Origin of the sequence: Vibrio sp. 3-2(1) (genome assembly GCF_963887575.1) — a bacterium.
Classification (GTDB): domain Bacteria; phylum Pseudomonadota; class Gammaproteobacteria; order Enterobacterales; family Vibrionaceae; genus Vibrio; species Vibrio anguillarum.
This window is the reverse complement of sequence record NZ_CAWPGB010000011.1, coordinates 932457-957031: the sequence shown is the minus strand read 5'-3', so window position 1 is coordinate 957031 and position 24575 is coordinate 932457. Positions and strand designations below refer to the sequence as shown.

Here is a 24575-nt window from a genome sequence, read left to right as displayed (position 1 = left end):
GGTGTTGAATGGAATGAAGATGGATCGTTGGCAAACTGTTAATAATGTGGTGGTCGTGGGGCTGGGTATGACGGGCCTCTCGGTGGTTAACTACCTTTTGAGCCTAGATCGCTCGCTCACGATTAAGGCGATCGACACACGTGAAAACCCGCCAGGTCGAGAGCATTTAAGCTCGCAAGTTGAGCTACATTGTGGCGGCTGGAACAAAGCTTGGTTATTTGACGCTGACCTGATTGTTACTAATCCGGGCATTGCTTTAGCTACGCCAGAGATTCAACAGGCGTTAGCACAACATATTCCCGTGGTGGGCGATATTGAGCTCTTTGCTTGGCAGGTGGATAAGCCTGTTATCGCTATCACAGGAGCCAACGGCAAGAGCACAGTGACGGATTTAACCGGAGTGCTTGCTAAAGCTGCTGGGGTTAAGGTTGCCGTTGGCGGCAATATTGGTGTGCCTGCTTTAGATCTACTTCAGCAAGAGGCCGATCTTTATGTGCTGGAGCTCTCAAGCTTCCAGCTAGAAACGACCTCAAGTTTAAAACTCGTCTCTGCTGCCTTTCTCAATCTGACAGAAGATCATATGGATCGCTACGATGGTATGGAATCGTATCGCCAAGCTAAATTGCGCATTTTTAAGTATGCGCAAGCGGCGGTCGTGAACGCCGATGATAGCCAGACGGAACCTCCCTCATTTTCAGGTCACATCGCACGTTTTTCCGTTGAACATGACGCGGACTATTGCACGCAAATGATTGATGGCAAATCGTTCTTAGTGGCGAAAGGCACGCCATTGTTAGCAAGCGAAAAACTCAGCTTAGTGGGACGACACAATAGTGCTAACGTGCTCACTGTGCTCGCACTGCTCGATTTGGCGGGTGTTGATTACTCATCTGCGCTTGATGCATTGAAATCTTACCGCGGGCTGACACATCGTTGTCAGGTTGTTGCTGATAATCACGGCGTAAAATGGGTCAATGACTCGAAAGCGACCAATGTCGCAAGCACTCAAGCGGCGTTGTCGGGGTTAAATTGCCAAGGGATTTTGTATCTGCTTGTGGGGGGCGTTGGCAAGGGCGCTGATTTCTCGCCATTAGCACCGATACTAAAAACATTGAACGTAAAACTGTGCTGTTTTGGCGTTGACGGTGGGCAATTCATGCCACTGCATCCATCGGCTCAGTTCTATTCATCGATGGAAGAGATTATCGTATCGATCAAACCGCAGCTGCGTCGTGGTGATATGGTGATGCTCTCGCCTGCTTGTGCCAGTTTTGATCAGTTTAAAAACTTTATGGCCAGAGGTGACGCCTTTGCCGAGCTTGCGCAGCGTTACGCTTAATCAACAGGAAATTGCATTTTGTCCTTTTCAAGCCTCATCAAAATGACTCGTCAATGGTTTCAGAGCCAAGCGCCTGAAGCCTTGTTTGATCGTCAATTGGTATGGATTGCTTTAGGTTTGATGCTGACTGGGCTTGTGATGGTGACATCGGCTTCGTTTCCTATCAGTTCGCGTTTAACGGATCAACCGTTTCACTTTATGTTTCGTCACGCCATTTTCTTGATGCTGGCTATCGTGACATCGAGTGTGGTGTTGCAAGTGCCAATGAAACGTTGGATGCAATACAGCTCGGTGCTACTTGGCGTCTCTTTTATGCTGCTGATTGTGGTTTTGCTCGCGGGCAAATCGGTCAATGGTGCCTCGCGTTGGATCCCGTTGGGGTTATTTAACCTGCAACCTGCTGAGGTCGCGAAACTGTCACTGTTTATTTTCATGGCTGGTTACTTAGTTCGTAAACAAGATGAAGTGAGGCAAACCTTTTTTGGTGGTTTCATGAAACCGATTATGGTGTTTGGAACCTTGGCTATCTTGCTACTTGGTCAGCCAGATTTGGGAACCGTGGTTGTGATGCTTGTGACTCTGTTTGGTATGCTGTTTATTGCTGGGGCCAAACTGTCACAATTTATTGCGCTCATGGTGGCTGGAATTGTTGCGGTAATCGCACTGATTGCGGCAGAGCCTTACCGTATTCGCCGTGTAACTTCATTTCTTGACCCGTGGGAAGACCCGTTTGGCAGCGGTTATCAATTGACTCAATCTTTGATGGCCTTTGGTCGTGGAGAGTGGTTTGGTCAAGGGCTTGGTAACTCGATTCAAAAGCTAGAGTACTTACCTGAAGCGCACACTGATTTCGTATTTGCAGTGCTGGCTGAAGAGCTCGGTTTTATTGGCGTTGTACTGGTTCTACTGCTGATTTTTAGTCTAGTGCTTAAAGCGGTGTTTATCGGTAAAAAAGCCTTTGAGCATGATCAGCAATTTGGTGGCTATTTGGCCTTTGGTATTGGAATTTGGTTTGCATTCCAAACACTCGTCAATGTGGGTGCTGCAGCGGGTATGGTGCCGACTAAGGGCCTAACGCTGCCCTTGATCAGTTACGGCGGTTCAAGCTTAATTATTATGTCGGTTGCGGTGTCGATCTTATTGAGAATTGATCATGAATGTCGACTCAAAGATCGCAATCGAGTGTCTATAGAAAAAGAATCCAATGATAAACAATAAACGTTTAATGGTTATGGCTGGTGGCACGGGGGGACATGTTTTTCCCGGTCTCGCTGTGGCTAAACAGCTCCAACAGCAAGGTTGGGAGATCCGCTGGCTAGGGACTGCGGATCGGATGGAAGCAGAATTAGTGCCTAAACATGGTATTGAGATCGACTTTATTCAGGTCAAAGGTTTACGTGGCCAAGGCATAGGGCGTTTGCTGAAAGCGCCTTTTCAAATTGTGAACGCGATTTTTCAAGCGCGTCGTTATTTGAAGCAGTGGCAACCTGATGCGGTGCTCGGCATGGGCGGATACGTCAGTGGCCCCGGTGGCGTGGCAGCGTGGTCTATGGGAATTCCCGTTGTGCTTCACGAGCAAAATGCCGTAGCAGGGTTAACCAACCGTTGGCTTTCGAAAATTGCCAAACGCGTATTTCAAGCCTTCCCCGGAGCCTTTACTGAGGCGCAAGTCGTAGGTAATCCTGTACGTCAAGATGTCGCTACATTACCTGCACCGCAAGTACGCTTTGCTGAGCGAAATGAACCGATCCGCATTCTCGTGATGGGCGGCAGCCAAGGTGCGCAGATTCTCAACCGAACTTTGCCTGACGTACTAGCTGTGCTTGGCGATAATTACCAAGTTTGCCATCAAGCAGGCAAGCATAATCAACAGTCGGTTGAGCAAGCTTATCGCGCGCTTCAGATCAAAAATGCACACGTTACCGAGTTCATTGAGGATGTGGCTGGCGCTTATGCGTGGGCTGATTTACTGGTGTGCCGCTCGGGAGCATTAACGGTTTCTGAAGTGGCAGCGGCCGGTGTTGGCGCTATATTTATCCCTTTTATGCATAAAGACCGACAGCAAGCGCTTAACGCGGATCACTTAGTCGCTTGTGGTGCGGCCAAAATGATTGAACAGCCGCAGCTCACAGTAGAAAAACTAGCGCAAGAGATTGCTTCTCTTGAGCGTCATGATCTGCTGTTGATGGCGCAACAAGCGCGTGCAGCCGCACAACTGGATGCTGATAAAGTCGTTGCCGACGCTATCATCGCACTTACCCAATAACGAGAAATTTTTCATGACCATTAAACATACTCAAGATTTAGCTCAAATCCGTGCCATGGTGCCAGAGATGCGCCGCGTCAAGTGTATTCACTTTGTCGGTATTGGTGGGGCGGGAATGAGCGGAATTGCAGAAGTATTGCTCAATGAAGGCTACCAAATTACCGGCTCTGATCTCGCTTCCAACCCTGTGACTGAAAGATTGGCAAGTAAAGGGGCTATCATTTATATCGGTCATCAAGCCACTAATATTGAACTCGCCAGCGTGGTGGTAGTCTCTACTGCAATCGATGAGCTAAATCCTGAACTGAAAGCGGCGCGTGAGCGACGCATTCCTATTGTTCGTCGTGCAGAAATGTTGGCGGAATTAATGCGTTTTCGTCATGGCATTGCGGTGGCTGGTACGCATGGTAAAACAACGACTACGGCATTGGTTACGCAAATTTATTCTGAGGCTGGTTTAGATCCCACGTTTGTTAATGGCGGGTTAGTCAAAAGCGCTGGCACCAATGCGCGTTTGGGTTCAAGTCGGATTTTGATTGCTGAAGCTGACGAAAGTGATGCTTCATTCCTTCATCTTCAGCCTATGGTTAGTATCGTGACTAACATCGAAGCGGATCACATGGATACGTATGGTGGTGATTTTGAAACGCTCAAACAGACCTTCATCGATTTCTTACACAACCTGCCATTTTATGGTCAGGCGATATTATGTATTGATGATCCTGTTGTGCGTGAAATCATTCCACGTATCAGCCGTCAAGTGATCACCTACGGTTTTGCCGATGATGCCGATGTCAGGATTGAGAATTACCATCAGCAGGGGCAACAAGGCCAGTTTACGGTCGTCAGACAGGGACGAGCCAATCTGGATATCACGCTTAATATTCCAGGTCGTCATAATGCGCTTAATGCCTCCGCGGCTATTGCAGTGGCAACGGAAGACGACATCAGCGATGAAGCGATTTTAAAAGCGATGGCTAGCACCCAAGGTACGGGACGTCGTTTTGATCATCTGGGCGAGTTTGATACGGGCAATGGGGTTGCGATGCTCGTTGATGATTATGGTCATCATCCGACCGAGGTGGGCGTGACTATTAAGGCGGCGCGTAGTGGTTGGCAAGAAAAACGGCTAGTGATGATTTTCCAACCTCATCGCTACAGTCGAACTCGCGATCTGTATGATGATTTTGCCAATGTACTGGAGCAAGTCGATGTGCTGATCATGCTCGATGTCTATGCCGCAGGAGAAAAGCCGATTGCGGGAGCCGATGGTCGATCGTTGTGCCGAACGATACGCAGTCGCGGTAAAATTGATCCTATTTTTGTTCCCGACAGCACCATACTGCCTTCGATTCTGGCTAATGTATTACAAGATGGTGACCTCGTGCTGACGCAAGGTGCTGGGGATATCGGCAAGGTAGCGAAACATTTAGCGGGACTCGAACTGAATATCAGTAAAATGCAACAGGTTTAATTTAAATGGCTTATTTGTGTATCAATATTGAATAACATGGTATCCAGTCCAGATTTATTACTTTCAATGTTTGATACTTTCAGCGACCTCAGTATAATCCGGAGGTTAAAGTCAGTGCTTTTACCTCTATTGTGAACCAAATAGGGCATGCGATTGCGATTTAGAAACAGGAACATCAGGCTTTGTTAATGAATGTGTTCGATGAAAGCCGAGCTGTGTCCCGTTCGCCACTCATAAAAGATCACGCCGCTGGCGCTATTTTTTTATTTGTGGTGTTGTTGCTGATAAGTTCACTCATTTATTCAACACTTAGTTGGATGTGGGACGAACAGAGGCTACCGCTTTCAAAAATTGTTCTACAAGGTGACTTGCAATACGTATCTTCGCTAGATGTGCAGCGCGCTTTTGCTCAGTTGGATCATATCGGTACTTTCATGTCGCAAGATATTAACGTACTTCAATCGAGTGTACAGGTCATCCCGTGGGTGGCCCATGCATCGATTCGTAAACAATGGCCTGACACAATAAAAGTGTTTCTGACAGAGTATAGAGCGGTAGCGATTTGGAATGGCAACGCTTTGTTAGACGGATATGGCACGGTATTTAATGGTGATATTGGTCAATTGAACGGCGATAGAGTGAAACTTTATGGCCCGCAAGGAACCAGTCACGAAGTACTGGATGTTTGGAATAAAACGAACCCTAAGTTTCAATCATTAAACTTAAATATATCGTCACTGTTACTCAACGATCGTCGAGCGTGGCAAATAATTTTAGATAATGGCATCCGCTTAGAGTTAGGTAAAGAATCACTAGATGAGCGAGTTGCACGTTTTATTTCGCTGTATAAGAATTTAGGTAATAAAGCTGAACAAGTTAGCTATATCGATCTTAGATATGATACAGGAGCCGCAGTAGGTTGGTTCCCTGAACAAGAAGCACAAGAGAGTAAAAATGACTAAGACCGCTGATGACAACATTATTGTTGGTCTTGATATAGGCACAGCCACCGTGTCAGCTTTAGTCGGTGAAATACTGCCTGACGGTCAAATTAATATTATTGGCGCTGGTACGAGCCCATCCCGTGGGATGGATAAAGGGGGAGTTAATGATCTTGAATCGGTCGTTAAGTCTGTCCAAAGAGCGGTTGACCAAGCAGAATTAATGGCGGAATGCCAAATTAGTAATGTGTTTCTCTCTCTATCTGGGCGACATATTGCGAGCCGTATTGAAAAAGGCATGGGAACTATTTCAGATGAAGAAGTTTCTCAAGAAGATATGGATCGAGCGATTCATACCGCCAAATCAATAAAAATTGGGGAAGAGCAAAGAATATTGCACGTCATTCCTCAAGAATTTACGATTGATTACCAAGAGGGAATTAAAAACCCGCTTGGTTTATCAGGTGTGCGCATGGAAGTGAGCGTGCATCTTATTTCTTGTCATAATGATATGGCGAGAAATATTATCAAAGCGGTAGAACGCTGTGGTTTAAAAGTTGAACAACTGGTTTACTCTGGTTTAGCGGCAAGTAATGCAGTTATTACGGAAGATGAGCGAGAGTTAGGTGTGTGCGTGATTGATATAGGCGCAGGCACTATGGATGTTGCTATCTGGACCGGTGGTGCGTTACGACATACTGAAGTGTTTTCTTATGCAGGAAACGCAGTAACCAGTGATATTGCTTTTGCGTTTGGCACACCAGTCAGTGATGCTGAAGAGATTAAAGTAAAATATGGCTGTGCGCTGAGTGAATTGGTAAGCAAGGATGATACCGTTAACGTCCCAAGTGTAGGAGGAAGACCTTCGCGAAGTTTGCAAAGACAAACCTTGTCGGAAGTGATTGAACCTCGCTACACTGAATTAATGGGATTAGTTAACCAAACTATAGATACTGTCCAAGACAAATTGCGCAAAAATGGTATTAAACACCATTTAGCGGCTGGTGTTGTTTTAACTGGCGGCGCTGCGCAAATTGAAGGTTTGGTTGAGTGTGCGGAACGCGTTTTCCGCAATCAAGTTCGCGTAGGCAAGCCTTTAGAGGTGAGTGGCCTTACAGATTATGTAAAAGAGCCGTATCATTCTACGGCGGTTGGTTTACTTCATTATGCGAAAGAGAGCCAAATTAATGACGACACGGAATACAGCGAACCGAAACGCCAATCCATGTCGAGCTTAATTGGTCGTTTGCGTAACTGGATACAAAAAGAGTTTTAACCTGAGTTGCAGGGAAAACGGAGATAACACATGTTTGAACCGATGATGGAAATGTCTGACGATGCTGTAATTAAAGTCGTTGGAGTTGGTGGTGGTGGCGGTAACGCTGTTGAACACATGGTGCGTGAGTCCATCGAAGGCGTGGAATTCATCAGTGTCAATACCGATGCGCAAGCACTTCGTAAAACAAGCGTAAGTAGCGTCATTCAAATTGGTGGTGATATCACTAAAGGTTTGGGGGCTGGTGCAAACCCGCAAGTTGGACGTGATGCAGCTCTAGAAGACCGAGAAAGAATTAAAGAAGTTCTGATGGGTGCCGATATGGTATTTATCGCAGCTGGTATGGGCGGTGGTACAGGTACAGGTGCTGCTCCTGTTATTGCAGAAGTTGCCAAAGAACTGGGTATCTTAACCGTAGCGGTTGTCACGAAACCTTTCAGTTTTGAAGGAAAAAAACGTTTGGCATTTGCTGAGCAAGGTATTGAAGAGTTGTCAAAACACGTTGACTCTTTGATTACCATTCCTAATGAAAAACTACTGAAAGTGTTAGGTCGTGGTATTACCTTACTTGAAGCATTTGCGAGTGCGAATGATGTGCTTAAAAATGCAGTGCAAGGTATTGCAGAGCTAATTACACGCCCAGGCATGATTAACGTGGACTTTGCTGACGTACGTACTGTGATGTCAGAAATGGGCCACGCGATGATGGGTAGTGGAGTGGCTCGCGGCGAAGATCGTGCTGAAGAAGCGGCAGAGATGGCAATTTCTAGCCCTCTTTTGGAAGATATTGATCTTGCAGGTGCTCGTGGCGTGTTGGTCAATATTACTGCTGGTTTGGATATGCGACTAGACGAATTTGAAACCGTCGGCAATACTGTTAAGGCGTTTGCGTCTGACAATGCGACAGTTGTCATCGGTACTTCGTTAGATCCTGATATGGCAGACGAAATTCGCGTGACTGTCGTTGCAACGGGTATTGGCAATGAGAAAAAGCCAGACATTACTTTAGTTGCAGGCGGTAAAGCCAAAGTCGCACCAGCAGTTCAACCACAAATGGTTCAACAAGCAGCGAAAATCGAAGAAAAAACGGCACAACCTTTGCAAGAAAGAGCAGAAGTGAAACCGCAATCAGCATCGTCGTCAACTGTTTCATCTTCTTCCGGTGCAAGCCAAAATACGGCACCGAAAGCAGATAAGGAAAATGGATATCTTGATATCCCAGCATTTTTACGTCGTCAGGCTGATTAACAATTAGACATAATTTGACACTGTTCAAAATTATGGTAGCATTCGCGGTCGGTGCTTTACCGACCGTGTTTTGTCGCACTGACATAGAGGCAAGTAGATGATCAGACAACGAACTCTGAAAGAAATAGTGAAAACAACTGGGGTGGGCTTACACTCTGGTCGTAAAGTCACATTAACGCTTCGCCCTGCTGCTGCAAACACTGGGATCATTTACCGCCGTACTGATATCAATCCTCCAGTAGACTTCCCTGCGGACCCTGAATCTGTTCGCGATACCATGCTATGTACTGCTTTGGTCAACGATGAAGGTATTCGTATCTCTACTGTTGAGCACTTAAATGCAGCATTAGCGGGCATGGGAATCGACAACGTTATCATCGAAGTTGATGCACCTGAAATTCCTATTATGGATGGTAGTGCTAGCCCATTTGTTTACTTGCTACAACAAGCGGGCATTCAAACGCTGAATACACCAAAACGTTTTATTCGAATTAAGAAACCAGTTCGATTTGAAGATGGTGATAAGTGGGCGGAACTTGTACCCCATAACGGTTTTCGTATGGATTTTGAGATTGACTTTCAACATCCTGCTATCGATTCTGATGAACAACGCATGGTGTTTGATTTTTCCTCGCAAGGTTTCGTCAAAGAAATTTCAAGAGCTCGTACTTTTGGTTTCATGCGTGACATTGAGTACCTACAATCGCAAAACCTCTGTTTAGGTGGTAGCTTTGATTGCGCCATCGTATTAGATGAATACCGTATTCTTAATGAAGAAGGTTTGCGTTTTGCCAATGAGTTTGTCACTCATAAAGTATTGGATGCCATTGGTGACTTGTACATGTGTGGTCACTCCATTGTGGGTGAGTTCCGTGCTTATAAATCAGGCCATGGTTTAAATAACCAGCTACTGCGTGCGGTCTTAGCCGACCAAGAGGCGTGGGAATGGGCTACTTTTGAAGAAGAAGTTGGCTCTCCAGTGGCGTTTGCTGAACCAAATATGGTTCTCGCTTAATCGCAATTTTTAAATAAAAAGGCCAGACAACTGTCTGGCCTTTTTATTTGTACTAATTCATTGATGACGCTTATTTGGGCCTAGCCAATTTCGCCAAATTTTCCAAACGTTTTTTGACTTTAGGGGAAGCGCTACTCGCCACCATCAGTAATGCCTGGGCCGTATTTTCAGATAGTGGTGGGCGAGCGACCGTTTCTTTTTCTTCTTTCATACCACGATTACGATAGAGCGCTGGGTTTATCTTGAGCTCAATGCTGATCAATTTGGCAAATCCTTGGTTGCGTAACTGATTCAAAATGTGTAATCGGTCATAATCAAGCTTCATTTTTATTGATGCACTGGCCACTTCAACGATTAAATGACCACCGCGCACATTAGCGGCTCGGACATGATCGGCCGTTCCTTTAGGAAGCAACTTATTGAGTACTTTATTTAAAGCGAGGATCTCGGTGGCATGTTGCTGTATTTTCTTCAGAGATGAATCGCTGATCAGCTCTTTCGTTAACGTGGGACGGTGATCGCGCATGGTGTCTCCCTCTTAAGTTGCCATTCAATTCTATTGTGGTGCCTATGATGCGTATAGTAATAAATCCATTTTATTGCTTAAACAGTGCTCAAAAAGCGTAAAAATATTAAGTGTGCTTCAAACAAATAGTTTTGCTATTGGTTGTTGCCGCAAAAATTCCTTACACTATGCGTTACATAATTATTTAATACCTTGAAAATAAACCTCACCGTCACAATATCTGTGATACATGATTTATCTCAGTATCCTTAGTTCAAAACTGGTAGAGACTGACGGCATTAAGAGTAGATCGAAAACGATCTAATAAAGAGAGATTCCTGACACATGATAACTAAGCTACTGACAAAGGTTATTGGCAGTCGCAATGACAGAACGCTGCGCCGCCTTAAAAAAATTGTCAAAGAGATCAACAGCTACGAGCCTACTTTTGAAGCACTAACTGATGAAGAATTAAAAGCCAAAACGGTTGAGTTTCGTCAACGTTTAGAGCAAGGTGAAACCTTAGACCAATTACTTCCTGAAGCATTTGCCACCGTGCGTGAAGCGTCCAAGCGCGTATATGGTATGCGTCACTTCGACGTACAGTTGATCGGCGGTATGGTTCTCAACGCGGGTCAAATCGCAGAAATGCGCACTGGTGAAGGTAAAACGTTAACCGCGACTTTACCTGCGTATCTCAATGCCTTGCCTGGCAAAGGCGTGCACATTGTTACTGTCAACGATTATCTTGCTAAACGTGACGCAGAAACAAACCGCCCACTGTTTGAGTTTTTAGGCATGACGGTCGGTATTAACGTACCCAATATGCCACCACAAGAGAAAAAACTTTCTTATCAAGCCGATATTCTTTACGGGACCAATAACGAGTTTGGTTTCGATTACTTACGCGACAACATGGCTTTCCGTAAAGAAGACCGTGTACAGCGTGAACGTTTCTTTGCTGTAGTCGATGAAGTGGACTCGATTCTTATTGATGAAGCGCGAACGCCGTTGATCATCTCAGGCCCTGCAGAAGATAGTTCTGAGTTGTACATCCGCATTAATACCCTCATTCCACTTCTGCAAAAGCAAGATAAAGAAGATTCTGAAGAGTATCGTGGTGATGGTCACTACACGGTTGACGAAAAATCAAAACAAGTTCATTTGACTGAAACGGGTCAAGAATTTGTTGAAGAGTTGATGGTGAAAAATGGTTTGATGGAAGAGGGCGATACTCTTTATTCACCCGCGAACATTAGCTTACTTCACCACGTCAATGCCGCATTGCGTGCGCATGTGTTATTTGAGAAAAACGTTGATTACATCGTGACAGAAGAGGGCGAAGTGGTCATCGTTGATGAGCACACTGGCCGCACCATGCCAGGTCGTCGTTGGTCTGAAGGTTTACACCAAGCTGTCGAGGCGAAAGAAGGTGTTAAAATCCAAAACGAGAACCAGACTCTTGCGTCGATCACCTTCCAAAACTATTTCCGTTTATACGAAAAACTTTCTGGTATGACGGGCACTGCCGATACCGAAGCGTTCGAATTCCAATCGATTTACGGTTTGGAAACCGTGGTGATCCCAACCAATAAACCTATGGTTCGTGATGATATGCCTGATGTGGTGTATCGCACTGAAGCTGAAAAATTTGCGGCGATCATTGAAGACATCAAAGCGCGTGTTGCGAAAGGTCAGCCAACGCTAGTCGGTACGGTTTCGATTGAGAAATCTGAACTACTTTCTAATGCGTTGAAGCAAGCTAAAGTGAAACATAACGTGCTTAACGCGAAATTCCATGAAAAAGAAGCAGAAATTGTAGCGCAAGCGGGTATTCCGGGCGCGGTGACGATTGCGACTAACATGGCTGGTCGTGGTACTGATATTGTATTGGGCGGCAGCTGGCAGGCACAAATTGAGCAGCTAGAGAATCCAACACAAGAGCAGATCGATGAGATCAAAGCTAAGTGGAAAGAGGTTCATAACCAAGTGTTAGCCGCTGGTGGTCTGCACATTATTGGTACTGAACGTCACGAATCTCGTCGTATCGATAACCAGTTACGTGGTCGTTCTGGTCGTCAAGGGGATGCGGGTTCTTCACGTTTCTATCTATCGATGGAAGATTCACTGCTGCGTATCTTCACCTCAGATCGTATGGCAAGCCTTATCCAAAGTGGTATGGATGAAGGTGAAGCGATCGAAAGTAAGATGCTTTCTCGCTCGATTGAAAAAGCGCAACGTAAAGTCGAAGGACGTAACTTTGATATTCGTAAACAGCTTCTTGAATACGATGATGTTGCTAACGATCAACGTAAAGTAGTTTATGAGCTGCGTGATGAGCTCATGGAAGCAGACGATATCAGCGAAATGATTGAGCAGAATCGTCAAGATGTTCTGACTTCCGTTATTGACGAATACATTCCGCCACAATCACTTGAGGATATGTGGGATGTTAAAGGATTGGAAGATCGTTTGAAAAACGATTTTGATTTAGAGCTGCCATTACAGCAATGGCTAGATGCTGATGATAAATTGTACGAAGAAGCGCTGCGCGAACGTATTCTTGAACAAGCGGTTAGTGTGTATCGTGAAAAAGAGAAAGCGGTTGGGGCTTCTGTTCTGCGTAATTTTGAAAAATCGGTCATGCTACAAACTCTGGATACTTTGTGGAAAGAGCATCTAGCGGCGATGGATCATTTGCGCCAAGGCATCCACCTACGTGGCTATGCGCAGAAAAACCCAAAACAAGAGTACAAGCGTGAGTCATTTGAGCTGTTTGAAGAACTACTGAATTCTTTAAAAACCGATGTGATTACTATCTTGTCGAAGGTGCGCGTACAGCAGCAAGAAGAAGTTGAACGTATGGAAGCACAGCGTCAAGCGCAAGCGGAAGAAGCCGCGCGTCGCCAACAGTTCCAGCACCAAAGTGCCGACAGTTCGGTTGCAGATGAAGCTTCTGAAGATCAAGGGCACCAGCCTATGGTTCGTGAAGAGCGTAAAGTTGGTCGTAATGAGCCTTGCCCTTGTGGTAGCGGTAAAAAGTACAAACAGTGCCACGGACAGATCAACTGATCCCTTGAATGATCACCCCAAGAGTCGCTTAGGCGACTCTTTTTTTAACTCAATATTTCTCATCTTTCTTTTCTAGGTTGGGAAGTCGGCGAATCGGAGTCTTTATGAAACGTGTTCATATTGTTGCGGCTATTATCTTCAATAGCGATAAATCAGAAATTTACATTACCAAACGACCAGATCATCTTCACAAAGGCGGTTTTTGGGAGTTCCCTGGCGGCAAAGTTGAAGCGGGAGAAACGATTGAACAAGCTATTTGCCGCGAGCTAGATGAAGAGATTGGTATTCATATTACTGAGCAATCTCCTTACCAATACCTTGAGTTTGACTATTCAGACAAGTCCTTAACTTTTGATTTTATTTGCGTGACACAATTTGATCATCAGCCGTATGGTAAAGAAGGGCAGCAAGGAGAATGGGTAGCGGTTTCTGAGTTGGCAAACTATTCATTTCCTGAAGCCAATGCGCCCATCGTCGAGCGCGTCATGAAAGAGTTTGCCTAAGTCGCTAGCCACCACAAGCAAATGTTGATAGTTTACAGAAACACCTTGAACGAAGAGAAACGATGCAAGCTTAAGCTGATGTCGTCACAATGGAGAATAACGCAATGGTGAGAATTGCGATTGCAGGAGCGGCGGGTCGAATGGGCCGCAATTTGGTGAAAGCCACTTATCAAAATAACCATGCTCGAGTGGGTGCGGGCTCAGAGCGTCCTGAGTCCTCGTTGGTTGGTGTTGATATCGGTGAGTTATGCGGTGAAGGGCGATTTGATATCGCGTTGGTAGATAACCTAGAGAATGCCGTAGATAACTTCGATGTCATCATTGATTTTACAGCTCCTGTGAGCACCTTAGCCAATATTGAGTTATGTAAAAAACACGGTAAGAAGCTAGTGATTGGCACAACGGGCTTTTCTGAAGCAGAAAGAGCACAAATCAATGCTGCCGCACAACAGATTGCGATTGTCATGGCTCCTAACTACAGCGTTGGGGTTAACCTTGTTTTCAAATTGCTTGAAAAAGCGGCTAAAGTGATGGGTGATTACTGTGATATTGAGATCATTGAAGCCCACCATCGTCATAAGGTGGATGCTCCGTCAGGAACCGCAATTGGTATGGGAGAGGCGATTGCTAATGCTATGGGTAACCAACTGAGTGACGTTGCCGTCTATGCGCGAGAAGGTATTACCGGTGAACGTACTAAAAATGAGATTGGTTTTGCTACGATTCGTGCTGGCGATATCGTGGGTGAGCATACCGCGATGTTCGCTGATATCGGTGAACGTGTAGAAATCACCCATAAAGCGACGGATCGTATGACTTTTGCCAATGGTGCAGTGAGAGCGGCGGTTTGGCTTGCTGATAAACCTGCGGGTTTTTATAGCATGACTGACGTGTTAGGTTTGAACGATCTTTAATTACATAATTATGCGTCAGTGTTTGCTGGCGCATCTTTGTTACACCTCTTTTTACCGATTTAATTATCTCACTCTATTTTTACTTTTCTGACTTACTTTTGTTGTGTTTTGAGTTGGTATTGCTTTCTTTTTGCTTTAGATGTCTAAAATTGCAGTTATTCTCTGCTTGATTAACGTTTGCGTGATTTTGTTTATCGTTGATTATTTAAAATGCATCAAAGAGTTTCAGTTTGCTGATTCTAATTCCTCTATTCTCATTTTTTTACTCATCAAACCTATCTTTTTGCTGTCTTAGGTTCGCTTTTTATCTCTAACGCTTTAAATGTTGCTTTAATTTATTATGAAATGTTGACAGTAATCATGGTGGTCATTAGAATACCGCCAATTTGTCTAATTCACCCTATGGCGCGTATCAATGGCCTTAAGGAAGACAGGTTTGCAGTTTAATTTATATTTTTTGCATTTTTATTCTGGAGGTTGTCTTGAGTAAGTCAGCACTGTTAGTCCTAGAAGATGGGACGGTGTTCCACGGTGTATCCATTGGCGCTGATGGAATATCCGTTGGTGAAGTCGTCTTTAATACCTCGATGACGGGGTACCAAGAAATCCTCACTGATCCTTCCTATTCTCAACAAATCGTTACTCTTACTTACCCCCACATAGGCAATACCGGAACCAATTCCGAAGACGAAGAATCCTCTTCTATCCATGCACAAGGCCTTGTGATTCGCGATCTCCCTCTTATCGCTTCTAACTTCCGTAATGAACTTTCCCTTTCTGACTACCTTAAATCACAAAATATTGTGGGCATTGCCGATATCGACACGCGCAAGCTAACGCGCATTTTGCGTGAAAAAGGAGCTCAGAATGGCTGCATTATGGCAGGTGACCATTTAGATGAAGCATTGGCGTTGGTAAAAGCCAAAGAGTTCCCCGGTTTAAAAGGAATGGATCTTGCGAAAGAAGTTACAACAAAAGAAGCGTACCAATGGAAACAAGGTTCGTGGACGCTCGAAGGTGGACTTCCTGAAGCGAAAGATGACAGCGAGTTGCTCTATCACGTTGTTGCCTACGATTTCGGTGCAAAGCGCAATATCCTCCGTATGTTGGTTGACCGAGGATGCCGCCTAACTGTGGTACCAGCACAAACCTCGGCTGAAGAAGTTCTAGCGCTGAAACCTGATGGTGTCTTTTTATCAAATGGCCCTGGCGACCCAGAACCATGTACTTATGCGATTGAAGCAACCAAAGTGTTCTTAGAGAAAGGACTGCCTATTTTTGGTATCTGTTTAGGACATCAAATTTTGGCATTGGCGTCTGGTGCAAAAACAGTAAAAATGAAATTTGGCCACCATGGCGCGAACCATCCAGTGAAAGATTTGGATCGTAATGTGGTGATGATTACGGCACAAAACCACGGTTTTGCTGCTGATGAAGCAACGCTGCCTATCACGCTTCGTGCAACGCACAAATCGCTATTTGATGGTTCACTACAAGGAATTCACCGCACCGATAAGCCAGCCTTTAGCTTTCAGGGACACCCTGAAGCGAGTCCTGGCCCGCACGATGCCGCCCCTTTGTTTGACCATTTTATTGAACTAATTAAAAAGCACACAGCGTAATTCGGAGTAGTAGACAATGCCAAAACGTACTGACATTAAAAGTATTCTAATTCTAGGTGCTGGCCCGATTGTAATCGGTCAGGCTTGTGAGTTTGACTACTCTGGCGCTCAAGCATGTAAAGCCCTGCGTGAAGAAGGTTACCGAGTGATTTTGGTCAACTCGAACCCTGCCACTATCATGACTGACCCAGAGATGGCCGATGCAACTTATATTGAGCCTATCCATTGGGAAGTAGTGCGTAAAATCATCGAAAAAGAGCGCCCAGACGCGGTATTACCGACCATGGGTGGCCAAACTGCATTGAACTGTGCACTTGAACTGGAAAAGCATGGTGTTCTGGCTGAGTTTGGCGTTGAGATGATTGGCGCAACGGCTGATGCGATTGATAAAGCGGAAGATCGTTCTCGCTTTGATAAAGCGATGAAGTCAATCGGCTTAGCTTGTCCTCGCGCTGATACGGCAAAAACGATGGAAGAAGCTTACCGCGTTCAAGAGATGGTGGGTTTCCCTTGCATTATTCGCCCTTCATTTACTATGGGTGGAACCGGCGGCGGTATCGCTTACAACAAAGAAGAGTTTGAAGAGATTTGCCGCCGTGGCCTTGATCTTTCGCCAACCAACGAGTTGTTGATTGATGAATCACTCATCGGTTGGAAAGAGTACGAAATGGAAGTGGTTCGCGATAAAGCGGACAACTGCATCATAGTCTGTGCGATTGAAAACTTTGACCCAATGGGTATTCACACGGGGGACTCGATCACGGTAGCTCCTGCGCAAACGCTAACTGACAAAGAATATCAGATCATGCGTAACGCATCGCTAGCCGTACTGCGTGAAATCGGTGTGGAAACGGGTGGTTCGAACGTACAGTTTGGTATCAACCCGAAAGATGGCCGCATGGTGATCATCGAGATGAACCCACGTGTTTCTCGCTCTTCGGCTCTTGCATCGAAAGCGACGGGCTTCCCTATTGCCAAAGTTGCAGCCAAATTGGCGGTAGGTTTCACACTTGATGAGTTAATGAACGACATTACTGGTGGTGCAACCCCAGCGTCGTTTGAGCCAACTATTGATTATGTTGTGACGAAAATCCCTCGCTTTAACTTCGAAAAATTTGCCGGTGCTAACGATCGCTTAACCACGCAAATGAAGTCGGTGGGCGAAGTGATGGCGATTGGTCGTAACCAACAAGAATCGCTGCAAAAAGCACTGCGTGGGCTGGAAATTGGCGTAAACGGCCTAGACGAAATGGTTGATTTAGACGCACCAGATGCACTGACTAAAATTCGCCATGAGCTGAAAGAAGCGGGTGCTGAGCGTATTTGGTATATCGCAGATGCTTTCCGCGCTGGTTTGTCTGTGGATGGGGTCTTCAACCTGACTAACGTTGATCGCTGGTTCTTGGTACAAATCGAAGAACTGGTCAAAATGGAACAAGAAGTCAAAGCGGGTGGTTTTGCTGGCTTAAATGCGGATGTTCTACGCAAGATGAAGCGCAAAGGTTTTTCGGATGCGCGTCTCTCTTCACTGCTTGGCGTGGCTGAAAGTGAAATTCGTCGTATGCGTGACCAATATAATATTCATCCGGTTTACAAGCGTGTCGATACTTGTGCGGCGGAGTTTTCGTCTGATACGGCTTACATGTACTCCTCTTATGATGACGAATGTGAAGCACAACCGACCGATAGAGACAAAATCATGGTGCTCGGCGGTGGTCCAAACCGTATTGGTCAAGGTATCGAATTTGATTACTGTTGTGTTCACGCCTCACTCGCGCTACGCGAAGATGGTTATGAAACCATCATGGTTAACTGTAACCCTGAAACTGTTTCAACAGATTATGACACCTCCGATCGCCTCTATTTTGAACCAGTGACACTCGAAGATGTATTGGCGATTGTTCGTGTTGAAAAACCTAAAGGCGTCATCGTGCAATACGGTGGTCAAACACCGCTGAAATTGGCTCGTGCCCTTGAAGCCGCTGGAGTGCCTATCATTGGTACTAGCCCAGATGCGATTGACCGCGCCGAAGATCGTGAGCGTTTCCAGCAAGCGGTTGAGCGTTTAGGTCTGCTGCAGCCAGAAAACGCAACAGTGACCACGATGGAACAGGCGATTGAAAAATCGAAAGACATCGGCTTCCCGCTGGTGGTACGTCCGTCTTATGTTCTTGGTGGCCGTGCGATGGAAATCGTCTATGACGAACAAGATCTGCGTCGTTACTTTAACGAAGCGGTCAGTGTGTCGAACGAATCCCCAGTACTGCTTGATCGTTTCCTTGATGATGCAATTGAAGTTGATATCGATGCGATTTGTGATGGTGAGCGTGTCGTCATTGGCGGCATCATGGAGCACATTGAACAAGCGGGTGTTCACTCTGGTGACTCAGCTTGCTCACTACCGGCTTACACGTTAAGCCAAGAAATCCAAGATGTGATGCGTGAACAAGTTGAGAAGCTGGCGTTTGAATTGGGCGTTCGTGGCTTAATGAACACGCAGTTTGCGGTTAAAGATAATCAAGTTTACCTGATTGAAGTGAACCCTCGTGCCGCTCGTACTGTACCGTTTGTGTCAAAAGCAACGGGCGCACCGCTTGCCAAAATTGCCGCGCGCGTGATGGCAGGGCAGTCTCTAGAGTCACAAGGCTTTACTAAAGAGATCATTCCTCCTTACTACTCAGTGAAAGAAGTGGTTCTGCCATTTAATAAATTCCCTGGTGTTGACCCACTGCTTGGCCCTGAAATGCGTTCAACGGGTGAAGTTATGGGTGTGGGTACAACGTTTGCTGAAGCTTATGCAAAAGCGGAATTAGGTTGCGGTAATGTTTATCCTGAAGGCGGCCGAGCTCTGCTCTCTGTACGTGAAGGTGATAAACAGCGTGTGGTTGATTTAGCGTCGAAACTGGTGAAATTAGGTTATCAGCTTGATGCTACCCACGGTACAGCTGTAATTTTAGGTGAAGCCGGTATTAACCCACGTTTGGTGAATAAAGTGCATGAAGGTCGCCCTCATATTCTTGACCGTATTAAGAATAATGAATACACCTACATCATTAATACAGCCGAGGGGCGTCAAGCGATTGAAGATTCTAAAGTTCTTCGTCGTGGAGCATTAGCACAAAAAGTCAACTACACCACAACACTGAATGCTGCCTTTGCAACCTGTATGTCTCATACGGCCGATGCGAAGTCATCAGTTACGTCAGTGCAAGAGTTACACGCGCAAGTGAAAGCACACTTAGCATAAGCGTTAAAAAATAATAAATCAGTAGGTCTAAGATCTACATGACAACCTCATTGCCCGCTGAATTAAGCGGGCTTTTTTTATTCGGCCGAATTGAATCGTTTTACCAATGAAGAAGAGATTTGGCTTAGAGGATAGCTTTTTAATTGATGAAAAATGGGAATGGGTTGTTGTCTTGGCTTTCGCTGTTTTCACCTTTTAAGTGGTGTTATTGTTGGTTTTTATTGTTCAATGCGTTGATAGTTGATAAGAAATGGAACTTTCACTGGAAGTATTAGGCCTGTTGTTTTTGGTTGCAGGGATTGCAGGGTTCATTGATGCGATGGCTGGCGGTGGCGGTTTGCTTACTTTGCCGGCTTTGCTGGCAGTAGGCGTGCCACCGACTCAAGCGCTGGCTACCAATAAGCTGCAAAGCTCATTTGGCAGTTTTTCCGCCACTTGGTATTTTGTACGCAATGGCATTGTGAACCTAAAAGAGATGAAGTTGGCGATAGCTTGTACTTTTATCGGCGCTGCGTGTGGGGCTGAACTTGTGCAGCATATGGATGCCAGTTTGTTGACCAGCTTAATCCCGCTGTTGCTGATCGGTATTTCACTCTATTTTCTACTTGCACCCGCGACGAAAACCCACAATGGGCCTGCTCCATTGTCTGAAACGGCTTTTGCTTTTACGGTCGGTTTTGGTATCGGCTTTTATGATGGTTTTTTCGGTCCGGGCACCGGGTCTATTTTTACGGTCTGTTTTGTCGTGTTAGGTCATTTTTCGTTGATTGAAGCGACTGCAAGAACCAAGGTTCTCAACTTCACTTCAAACATTGCTGCGCTGCTTTTTTTTGTTATTGCTGGCTTGCCGATTTGGAAGATAGGGCTGGTGATGGCCGTTGGTGGTTTTTTAGGGGCGAGGATGGGCGCAAAGATAGTGGTGACTAAAGGGCAGAAATGGATCCGCCCATTAGTTATTGTGATGTCGATGTTGATGGCAATAAAACTTCTTTGGCAACAGCATCAGCAATGGTTGTTATCAATCTTTTGACCCTTGGCGAGCGATAACTATTGCTGCGCAGACAGAGATGAACAGGCCGAACCAAAGGTTGTAGTTCATCAAAATCAAAGTAATAGCGAGGTTCAATGTTCAGCGCTTTAATCACTGAAAGTGGCACTAAAGCAGGCGTCATGCCTCCTAATGCCAATTGCGCTGCGGCCGTATACGAGTCCATTTCCATCTGTGGCGTGATGGCGAGTTTCGCCAATATATCGACTTGATAGGCGTTCGCTGGGTTGGATAAATCATTGGTAACGAGCTGTTTAGGTAATGAAGATAAGGGTGTTTGGCTGACAATGTAAAAGGGTTCATCTACCAGATGAAACGTCATTAGCCCATGATTAGCGGGCAAGTAGCCTGCGCAAAATCCTAGTGTCGCTTTGCCTGATTGAACGTGCTGAACAATCCTCGGCGTATGGTTCGTGGTGATGGTGATGAACTTATCGTGCTTGAGGTACTGCCCCATTGTGGCATTAATATAGCCAGCGACTAACGTTTCTGAGCAGTCTATCCTGATCAATGTGGCATCCGTAAAAGATTGTTGATCGAAAATTAAACCGCATAACTCACTAAAGCTTGGGCCAATAGTTTCAACCAAGGCCTGTGCATCTGTGGTTAATTTAATCTGTCGGCCATCAGGCTCAATCAGCTTTTTACCGACCCTTTTTTCTAAATTAGCAATCCGCTTACTAACGGCGGACTGGCTAATGTAGAGTAGGCTGCCCGTACGCCCCATGGTTTTTTCTTTGCTCAGCACCAGCAAAGTTTCGATACCTTCTAGCAACATAATTAATGACGATGAGGAATAGATTAGCTCATCTTATCGCAAAGCGACCATAACCCATAGCGTCTGTACATGTTACTGTTTGTGGTTTTGATGAGATCGGCTTTATTTATTCAGTGCAAAAGTGGGCAGTGATAAGTGCCAGCGGATCGCGCCAAGTCGAATGATTAAGGTTGAGGCCACTCCGGCCAGAAAGGCGCTTGAGCTATCGTAGCCCATCGCTAGTGCTGTGGTATGAAACAGACCGCCGATGATACAAGCTGTAGCATAGACTTCGCTGCGCAGCACCATTGGAATTTCACGGGCCAGTACATCACGAATAATACCGCCGCCACAGCCCGTGATAACGCCCATGATTACCGCAACCATGGCCGAGTCTTGATAGTTCATCGCCTTTTCAACACCAATGCCAACAAACACCGCTAAACCGATTGCATCACAAACGGGTAATATCCACCAAGCAACGCGTTTAGGCCTGCGAACCAGCAGCATGGTGAGTAAACAAGTGATGAAAATGACCCAAAGATAAGTGGTGTCTTTTATCCAGAAAACTGGCGTCGCACCCAATGCCATATCACGAATTGTTCCACCGCCAATTGCAGTAACGCTCGCAAGCACGACCACGCCAAACGGGTCCATTTTTAATCGACCAGCTAATAATACGCCAGAAATGGCAAAGATAGCCGTACCAAATAAGTCAATAAGATAGAGCAGCATGGAGTCCATGTTACTGGGTTCTCTTTAGTCGTTAATGGAACAAAATTCGGGCAGGAATTGTACGAGATTTTATTACGCAAGCGTTAGCGTTTTTGGCGAACGACGGAAAAGTACTCACACACTTCTTCTATCGCTTGCAGTGTTCTGGGCGTTGGTCGATTTAACCAATCTGATGTCAGTGCCCACACAAACCCGTTTTGTACAGCGGGTAGTTGCTGTTGCCACTTTTGCCACATCGTGCCATTTTTTATCGCATGTTCAGAGGTGAAAATTACATCAGGTTTAGCCAGCAGCACTTGCTCAATCCCAACTTGAGGGTAGGGGGATGCGCTGTTGGCAAAAATATTTTCGCCGCCACAAAATTCAAAGACCTCACTGGGCCAACTGCCTTTGGCCAGTGTGATGATCGGTTTTTCACTGAGTTGATAGAAATAACGAACTTTACTTTGGCTGCCATAACTCTGTTTCAGAGTGATGAGTGATTGACGAAAATCACGCGCCGCTTGCTGGCCGATACTCGGATCATCGGCAAATTGGCTAAGTGCTTCAATATTATTGGCAATGTCATCGAGTTTTTGAGTTTTTGTCGTATAAATCCTCAGCCCTAACTGCTCTAATTTATCGAGCTCCTTCGCCGGATTGCCCGCAGGCCAAGCAATCACTAAATCCGGTTTTAGGGTAAGAATGCGCTCTATATTCAACCCTTGGTAATTGGCCACTTTTTCGAGTTTGAGTGCTTGTGCTGGGTAGTCACTGTACTCGCTGACGGCCACCAATTTATCACCAAGGCCAGCCGAAAAGGCCAATTCCGTGGCATGAGGGGCTAAGCTAATGATGCGTTTAACTTGCGCTTGAACTGGAAAAGCCACGCACAGCGTGACGACAACATTGAGAAACAGTAAACGCATCTAAAATCCTTGATGGACGAGCAGCAGTATCGCGCTCTCTAATGCTATCCACGCGAAAATACGCCAAGCTAACAGTTTTTGGATTTGCGCAAGGTGGAAGGCTGATGGGGCGATACGTCCGCCTATTTTTACGCGCAGGGCTTTTTTATCACCGTAGATAGCTGGGCCACCTAAGGCCAGTGATAGTTTATTGCCGACGGCGGTTAACAACCATGCAGGCCCCGGGAGTGGCCATAAGCGGCTTTGTTGTAACATGGCTGAGAAGGTGTTTGATGCGTTGCGACCAATGATAATCAATAGGCTAAATAGGCGCAGTGGCACAAAGTCAAGCACAGCCAGCAAGCGTACCGATGGAATACCAAAAGGATGAAACGCCGCTCGCGAAGGCGCCCAAGCTCTGGCGAGTTCAGCGATGAGACGGTACATCAACGCGCCAATACCGCCAAGACAGGCGTACCAAAATAGCACTGCAATCACGTTGCGCCCATAGCCAACAATGACGGTTTCAGCCCCCGCCTTACCTAACCCCAGCGCTGACAAGCTATCGGTTTCACGATTCACAAAAGGGGCAAGCACGCTGCGAGCGTATTTTTTGTCTTCTTTGCTGAGTGCGCCGATAAGCTGATTGGCTAATAATTCTTGGCTACGCCAATCAAATGCGAGTAATAGTAGCGCTAAATCAAATAGTTGAGGTTGCCATACCAAAGGTTTTAACGCGACTAAGGTGACCCATGCGGGTAGGCACATCAATAGCCAAGCCAGTGTGCCGGAAAGTAGGCTTTGTGAATAACTGCTACTGGTATTGACTTTATCCGCTAATATTTCCGCAAATTTTCGCCACAAAGTGACGGGATGAGCGTTACGCGGGATGGGTAAAATAAGATGAAAGGCAACCGCTCCCCACATAACGAGGAGCGTACCGTTGGCATACAAGTAGGTGATTAACTCGTCCATGTTGAGTCTGTCACTGCTTACTTAAGCAGTTCGACCATCTTAATCACCATTTCTGATGAGCTTTGTGCGGCAAGCGGTAAAAATTCATCAAAGGACATCGGCGACGCTTTATCGGCTACATCTGAAATGGCGCGAACGACCACAAAAGGCACTTTGAATTGGTGGCAAGTTTGTGCAATTGCTGAAGCTTCCATCTCAACCGCAATCACGGTTGGGAAGTGTTGGCGAATAAAGCTTTGACGCTCAGCGCTACAAACGAAAGCATCCCCGGTACAAATCAGGCCGCGTACCGCGTGCTTATCTTTGATGTGTGTGAGTGCTTGTTCTGCAACGCGGATCAATGCATCATCCGCTTTGAAAGCGGCTGGTTGACCTGCCATTTGCCCCATTTCATAGCCAAATGCTGTTACATCGGCATCATGGTGACGAACTTCGCTTGAAATGACTACATCACCCATGGTTAAGCTTGAATCGAAACCACCGGCAGAACCGGTGTTAATCACTACATCTGGTTGGTATTCATTAAGTAAAAGAGTGGTGCCAATGGCTGCGGCGACTTTACCAATGCCAGATTGTAGCAGCACCACATCCACCCCATGGATTTGACCTGAAAAATAGGTGCAGCCCGCTTTGCTGACTTGTTGAACATTGTCGATTGCGTTTTTTAATATCGCGACTTCTTGCTCCATCGCGCCAATAATGCCGATTTTCATGAGGTTTCTCTTATTCGGTTAATAGTAAATATCTGGTG

General features: G+C 45.8%; 20 protein-coding genes. 14 read left to right on the top strand and 6 right to left on the bottom strand.

The window, feature by feature from the left end:
* The first annotated feature begins 1 nt into the window (after position 1).
* The 8 genes from murD to lpxC all read left to right on the top strand — a co-directional run bounded on the left by murD (position 2) and on the right by lpxC (position 9559).
* Positions 2 to 1339, top strand: a complete 1338-nt coding sequence (gene murD, locus AACQ79_RS07000) for a UDP-N-acetylmuramoyl-L-alanine--D-glutamate ligase (RefSeq protein ID WP_373433073.1) — start codon at positions 2 to 4, stop codon at positions 1337 to 1339.
* A gap of 42 nt (positions 1340 to 1381) precedes the next feature.
* Complete coding sequence (gene ftsW / locus AACQ79_RS06995) at positions 1382 to 2557, top strand: cell division protein FtsW (RefSeq protein ID WP_038198341.1); 1176 nt, start codon at positions 1382 to 1384, stop codon at positions 2555 to 2557.
* A complete protein-coding gene (gene murG / locus AACQ79_RS06990) occupies positions 2544 to 3605 on the top strand; it encodes an undecaprenyldiphospho-muramoylpentapeptide beta-N-acetylglucosaminyltransferase (protein WP_170898875.1) in 1062 nt (353 codons plus the stop codon). Before ftsW ends, murG begins: the two co-directional genes overlap by 14 nt.
* 13 nt (positions 3606 to 3618) lie before the next feature.
* Positions 3619 to 5079, top strand: coding sequence for a UDP-N-acetylmuramate--L-alanine ligase (murC, locus tag AACQ79_RS06985; protein ID WP_013856083.1), 1461 nt, complete (start codon positions 3619 to 3621; stop codon positions 5077 to 5079).
* Positions 5080 to 5267: 188 nt separating this feature from the next.
* Positions 5268 to 6041 carry a cell division protein FtsQ/DivIB gene (locus AACQ79_RS06980; protein ID WP_088718004.1) on the top strand — a complete coding sequence of 258 codons (774 nt, stop codon included), beginning with the start codon at positions 5268 to 5270 and terminating at the stop codon, positions 6039 to 6041.
* Positions 6034 to 7296 (top strand): cell division protein FtsA, encoded by a 1263-nt coding sequence (gene ftsA, locus AACQ79_RS06975; protein ID WP_010317995.1) that lies wholly within the window; start codon positions 6034 to 6036, stop codon positions 7294 to 7296. Before AACQ79_RS06980 ends, ftsA begins: the two co-directional genes overlap by 8 nt.
* A gap of 30 nt (positions 7297 to 7326) precedes the next feature.
* Complete coding sequence (gene ftsZ, locus AACQ79_RS06970; protein WP_017042647.1) at positions 7327 to 8544, top strand: cell division protein FtsZ; 1218 nt, start codon at positions 7327 to 7329, stop codon at positions 8542 to 8544.
* A 97-nt stretch (positions 8545 to 8641) separates the two neighbouring features.
* A complete protein-coding gene (lpxC, locus tag AACQ79_RS06965) occupies positions 8642 to 9559 on the top strand; it encodes a UDP-3-O-acyl-N-acetylglucosamine deacetylase (protein WP_064625869.1) in 918 nt (305 codons plus the stop codon).
* A gap of 70 nt (positions 9560 to 9629) precedes the next feature.
* Here the strand turns inward: lpxC and AACQ79_RS06960 are convergent, their stop codons facing one another.
* Positions 9630 to 10085, bottom strand: coding sequence for a DUF721 domain-containing protein (locus AACQ79_RS06960; protein ID WP_017046518.1), 456 nt, complete (start codon positions 10083 to 10085; stop codon positions 9630 to 9632).
* Between the two features lie 324 nt (positions 10086 to 10409).
* Here AACQ79_RS06960 and secA point away from each other — a divergent pair, with 324 nt between their 5' ends.
* The 6 genes from secA (at position 10410) to AACQ79_RS06930 (ending at position 20452) form a co-directional block, all read left to right on the top strand.
* Positions 10410 to 13136 carry a preprotein translocase subunit SecA gene (gene secA / locus AACQ79_RS06955; protein WP_170898874.1) on the top strand — a complete coding sequence of 909 codons (2727 nt, stop codon included), beginning with the start codon at positions 10410 to 10412 and terminating at the stop codon, positions 13134 to 13136.
* 104 nt (positions 13137 to 13240) lie between these two features.
* Positions 13241 to 13639, top strand: a complete 399-nt coding sequence (gene mutT, locus AACQ79_RS06950) for an 8-oxo-dGTP diphosphatase MutT (RefSeq protein WP_081244967.1) — start codon at positions 13241 to 13243, stop codon at positions 13637 to 13639.
* A gap of 104 nt (positions 13640 to 13743) precedes the next feature.
* A complete protein-coding gene (gene dapB, locus AACQ79_RS06945) occupies positions 13744 to 14553 on the top strand; it encodes a 4-hydroxy-tetrahydrodipicolinate reductase (protein WP_026027267.1) in 810 nt (269 codons plus the stop codon).
* Between the two features lie 482 nt (positions 14554 to 15035).
* Complete coding sequence (gene carA / locus AACQ79_RS06940) at positions 15036 to 16175, top strand: glutamine-hydrolyzing carbamoyl-phosphate synthase small subunit (protein WP_105976898.1); 1140 nt, start codon at positions 15036 to 15038, stop codon at positions 16173 to 16175.
* Between the two features lie 16 nt (positions 16176 to 16191).
* Complete coding sequence (gene carB / locus AACQ79_RS06935; protein ID WP_170898873.1) at positions 16192 to 19422, top strand: carbamoyl-phosphate synthase large subunit; 3231 nt, start codon at positions 16192 to 16194, stop codon at positions 19420 to 19422.
* A gap of 250 nt (positions 19423 to 19672) precedes the next feature.
* Positions 19673 to 20452 carry a TSUP family transporter gene (locus tag AACQ79_RS06930; RefSeq protein WP_017047462.1) on the top strand — a complete coding sequence of 260 codons (780 nt, stop codon included), beginning with the start codon at positions 19673 to 19675 and terminating at the stop codon, positions 20450 to 20452.
* Here AACQ79_RS06930 and AACQ79_RS06925 read toward each other — a convergent pair.
* From AACQ79_RS06925 to mtnN, 5 genes are all read right to left on the bottom strand, one after another.
* Positions 20376 to 21248, bottom strand: coding sequence for a LysR family transcriptional regulator (locus AACQ79_RS06925; protein ID WP_064625866.1), 873 nt, complete (start codon positions 21246 to 21248; stop codon positions 20376 to 20378). The genes AACQ79_RS06930 and AACQ79_RS06925 overlap by 77 nt on opposite strands.
* A 102-nt stretch (positions 21249 to 21350) precedes the next feature.
* The gene (locus AACQ79_RS06920; protein WP_013856095.1) at positions 21351 to 21971 is read right to left on the bottom strand and encodes a TRIC cation channel family protein; all 621 of its coding nucleotides are present in this window, start codon (positions 21969 to 21971) and stop codon (positions 21351 to 21353) included.
* A gap of 74 nt (positions 21972 to 22045) precedes the next feature.
* Positions 22046 to 22870: a vitamin B12 ABC transporter substrate-binding protein BtuF gene (gene btuF, locus AACQ79_RS06915; protein ID WP_088729140.1), complete on the bottom strand. Its 825-nt coding sequence runs from the start codon at positions 22868 to 22870 to the stop codon at positions 22046 to 22048.
* Complete coding sequence (locus AACQ79_RS06910) at positions 22871 to 23824, bottom strand: cobalamin biosynthesis family protein (protein WP_170898872.1); 954 nt, start codon at positions 23822 to 23824, stop codon at positions 22871 to 22873.
* A gap of 17 nt (positions 23825 to 23841) precedes the next feature.
* Positions 23842 to 24537, bottom strand: coding sequence for a 5'-methylthioadenosine/S-adenosylhomocysteine nucleosidase (gene mtnN / locus AACQ79_RS06905; protein WP_170898871.1), 696 nt, complete (start codon positions 24535 to 24537; stop codon positions 23842 to 23844).
* Between the last annotated feature and the right edge of the window lie 38 nt (positions 24538 to 24575).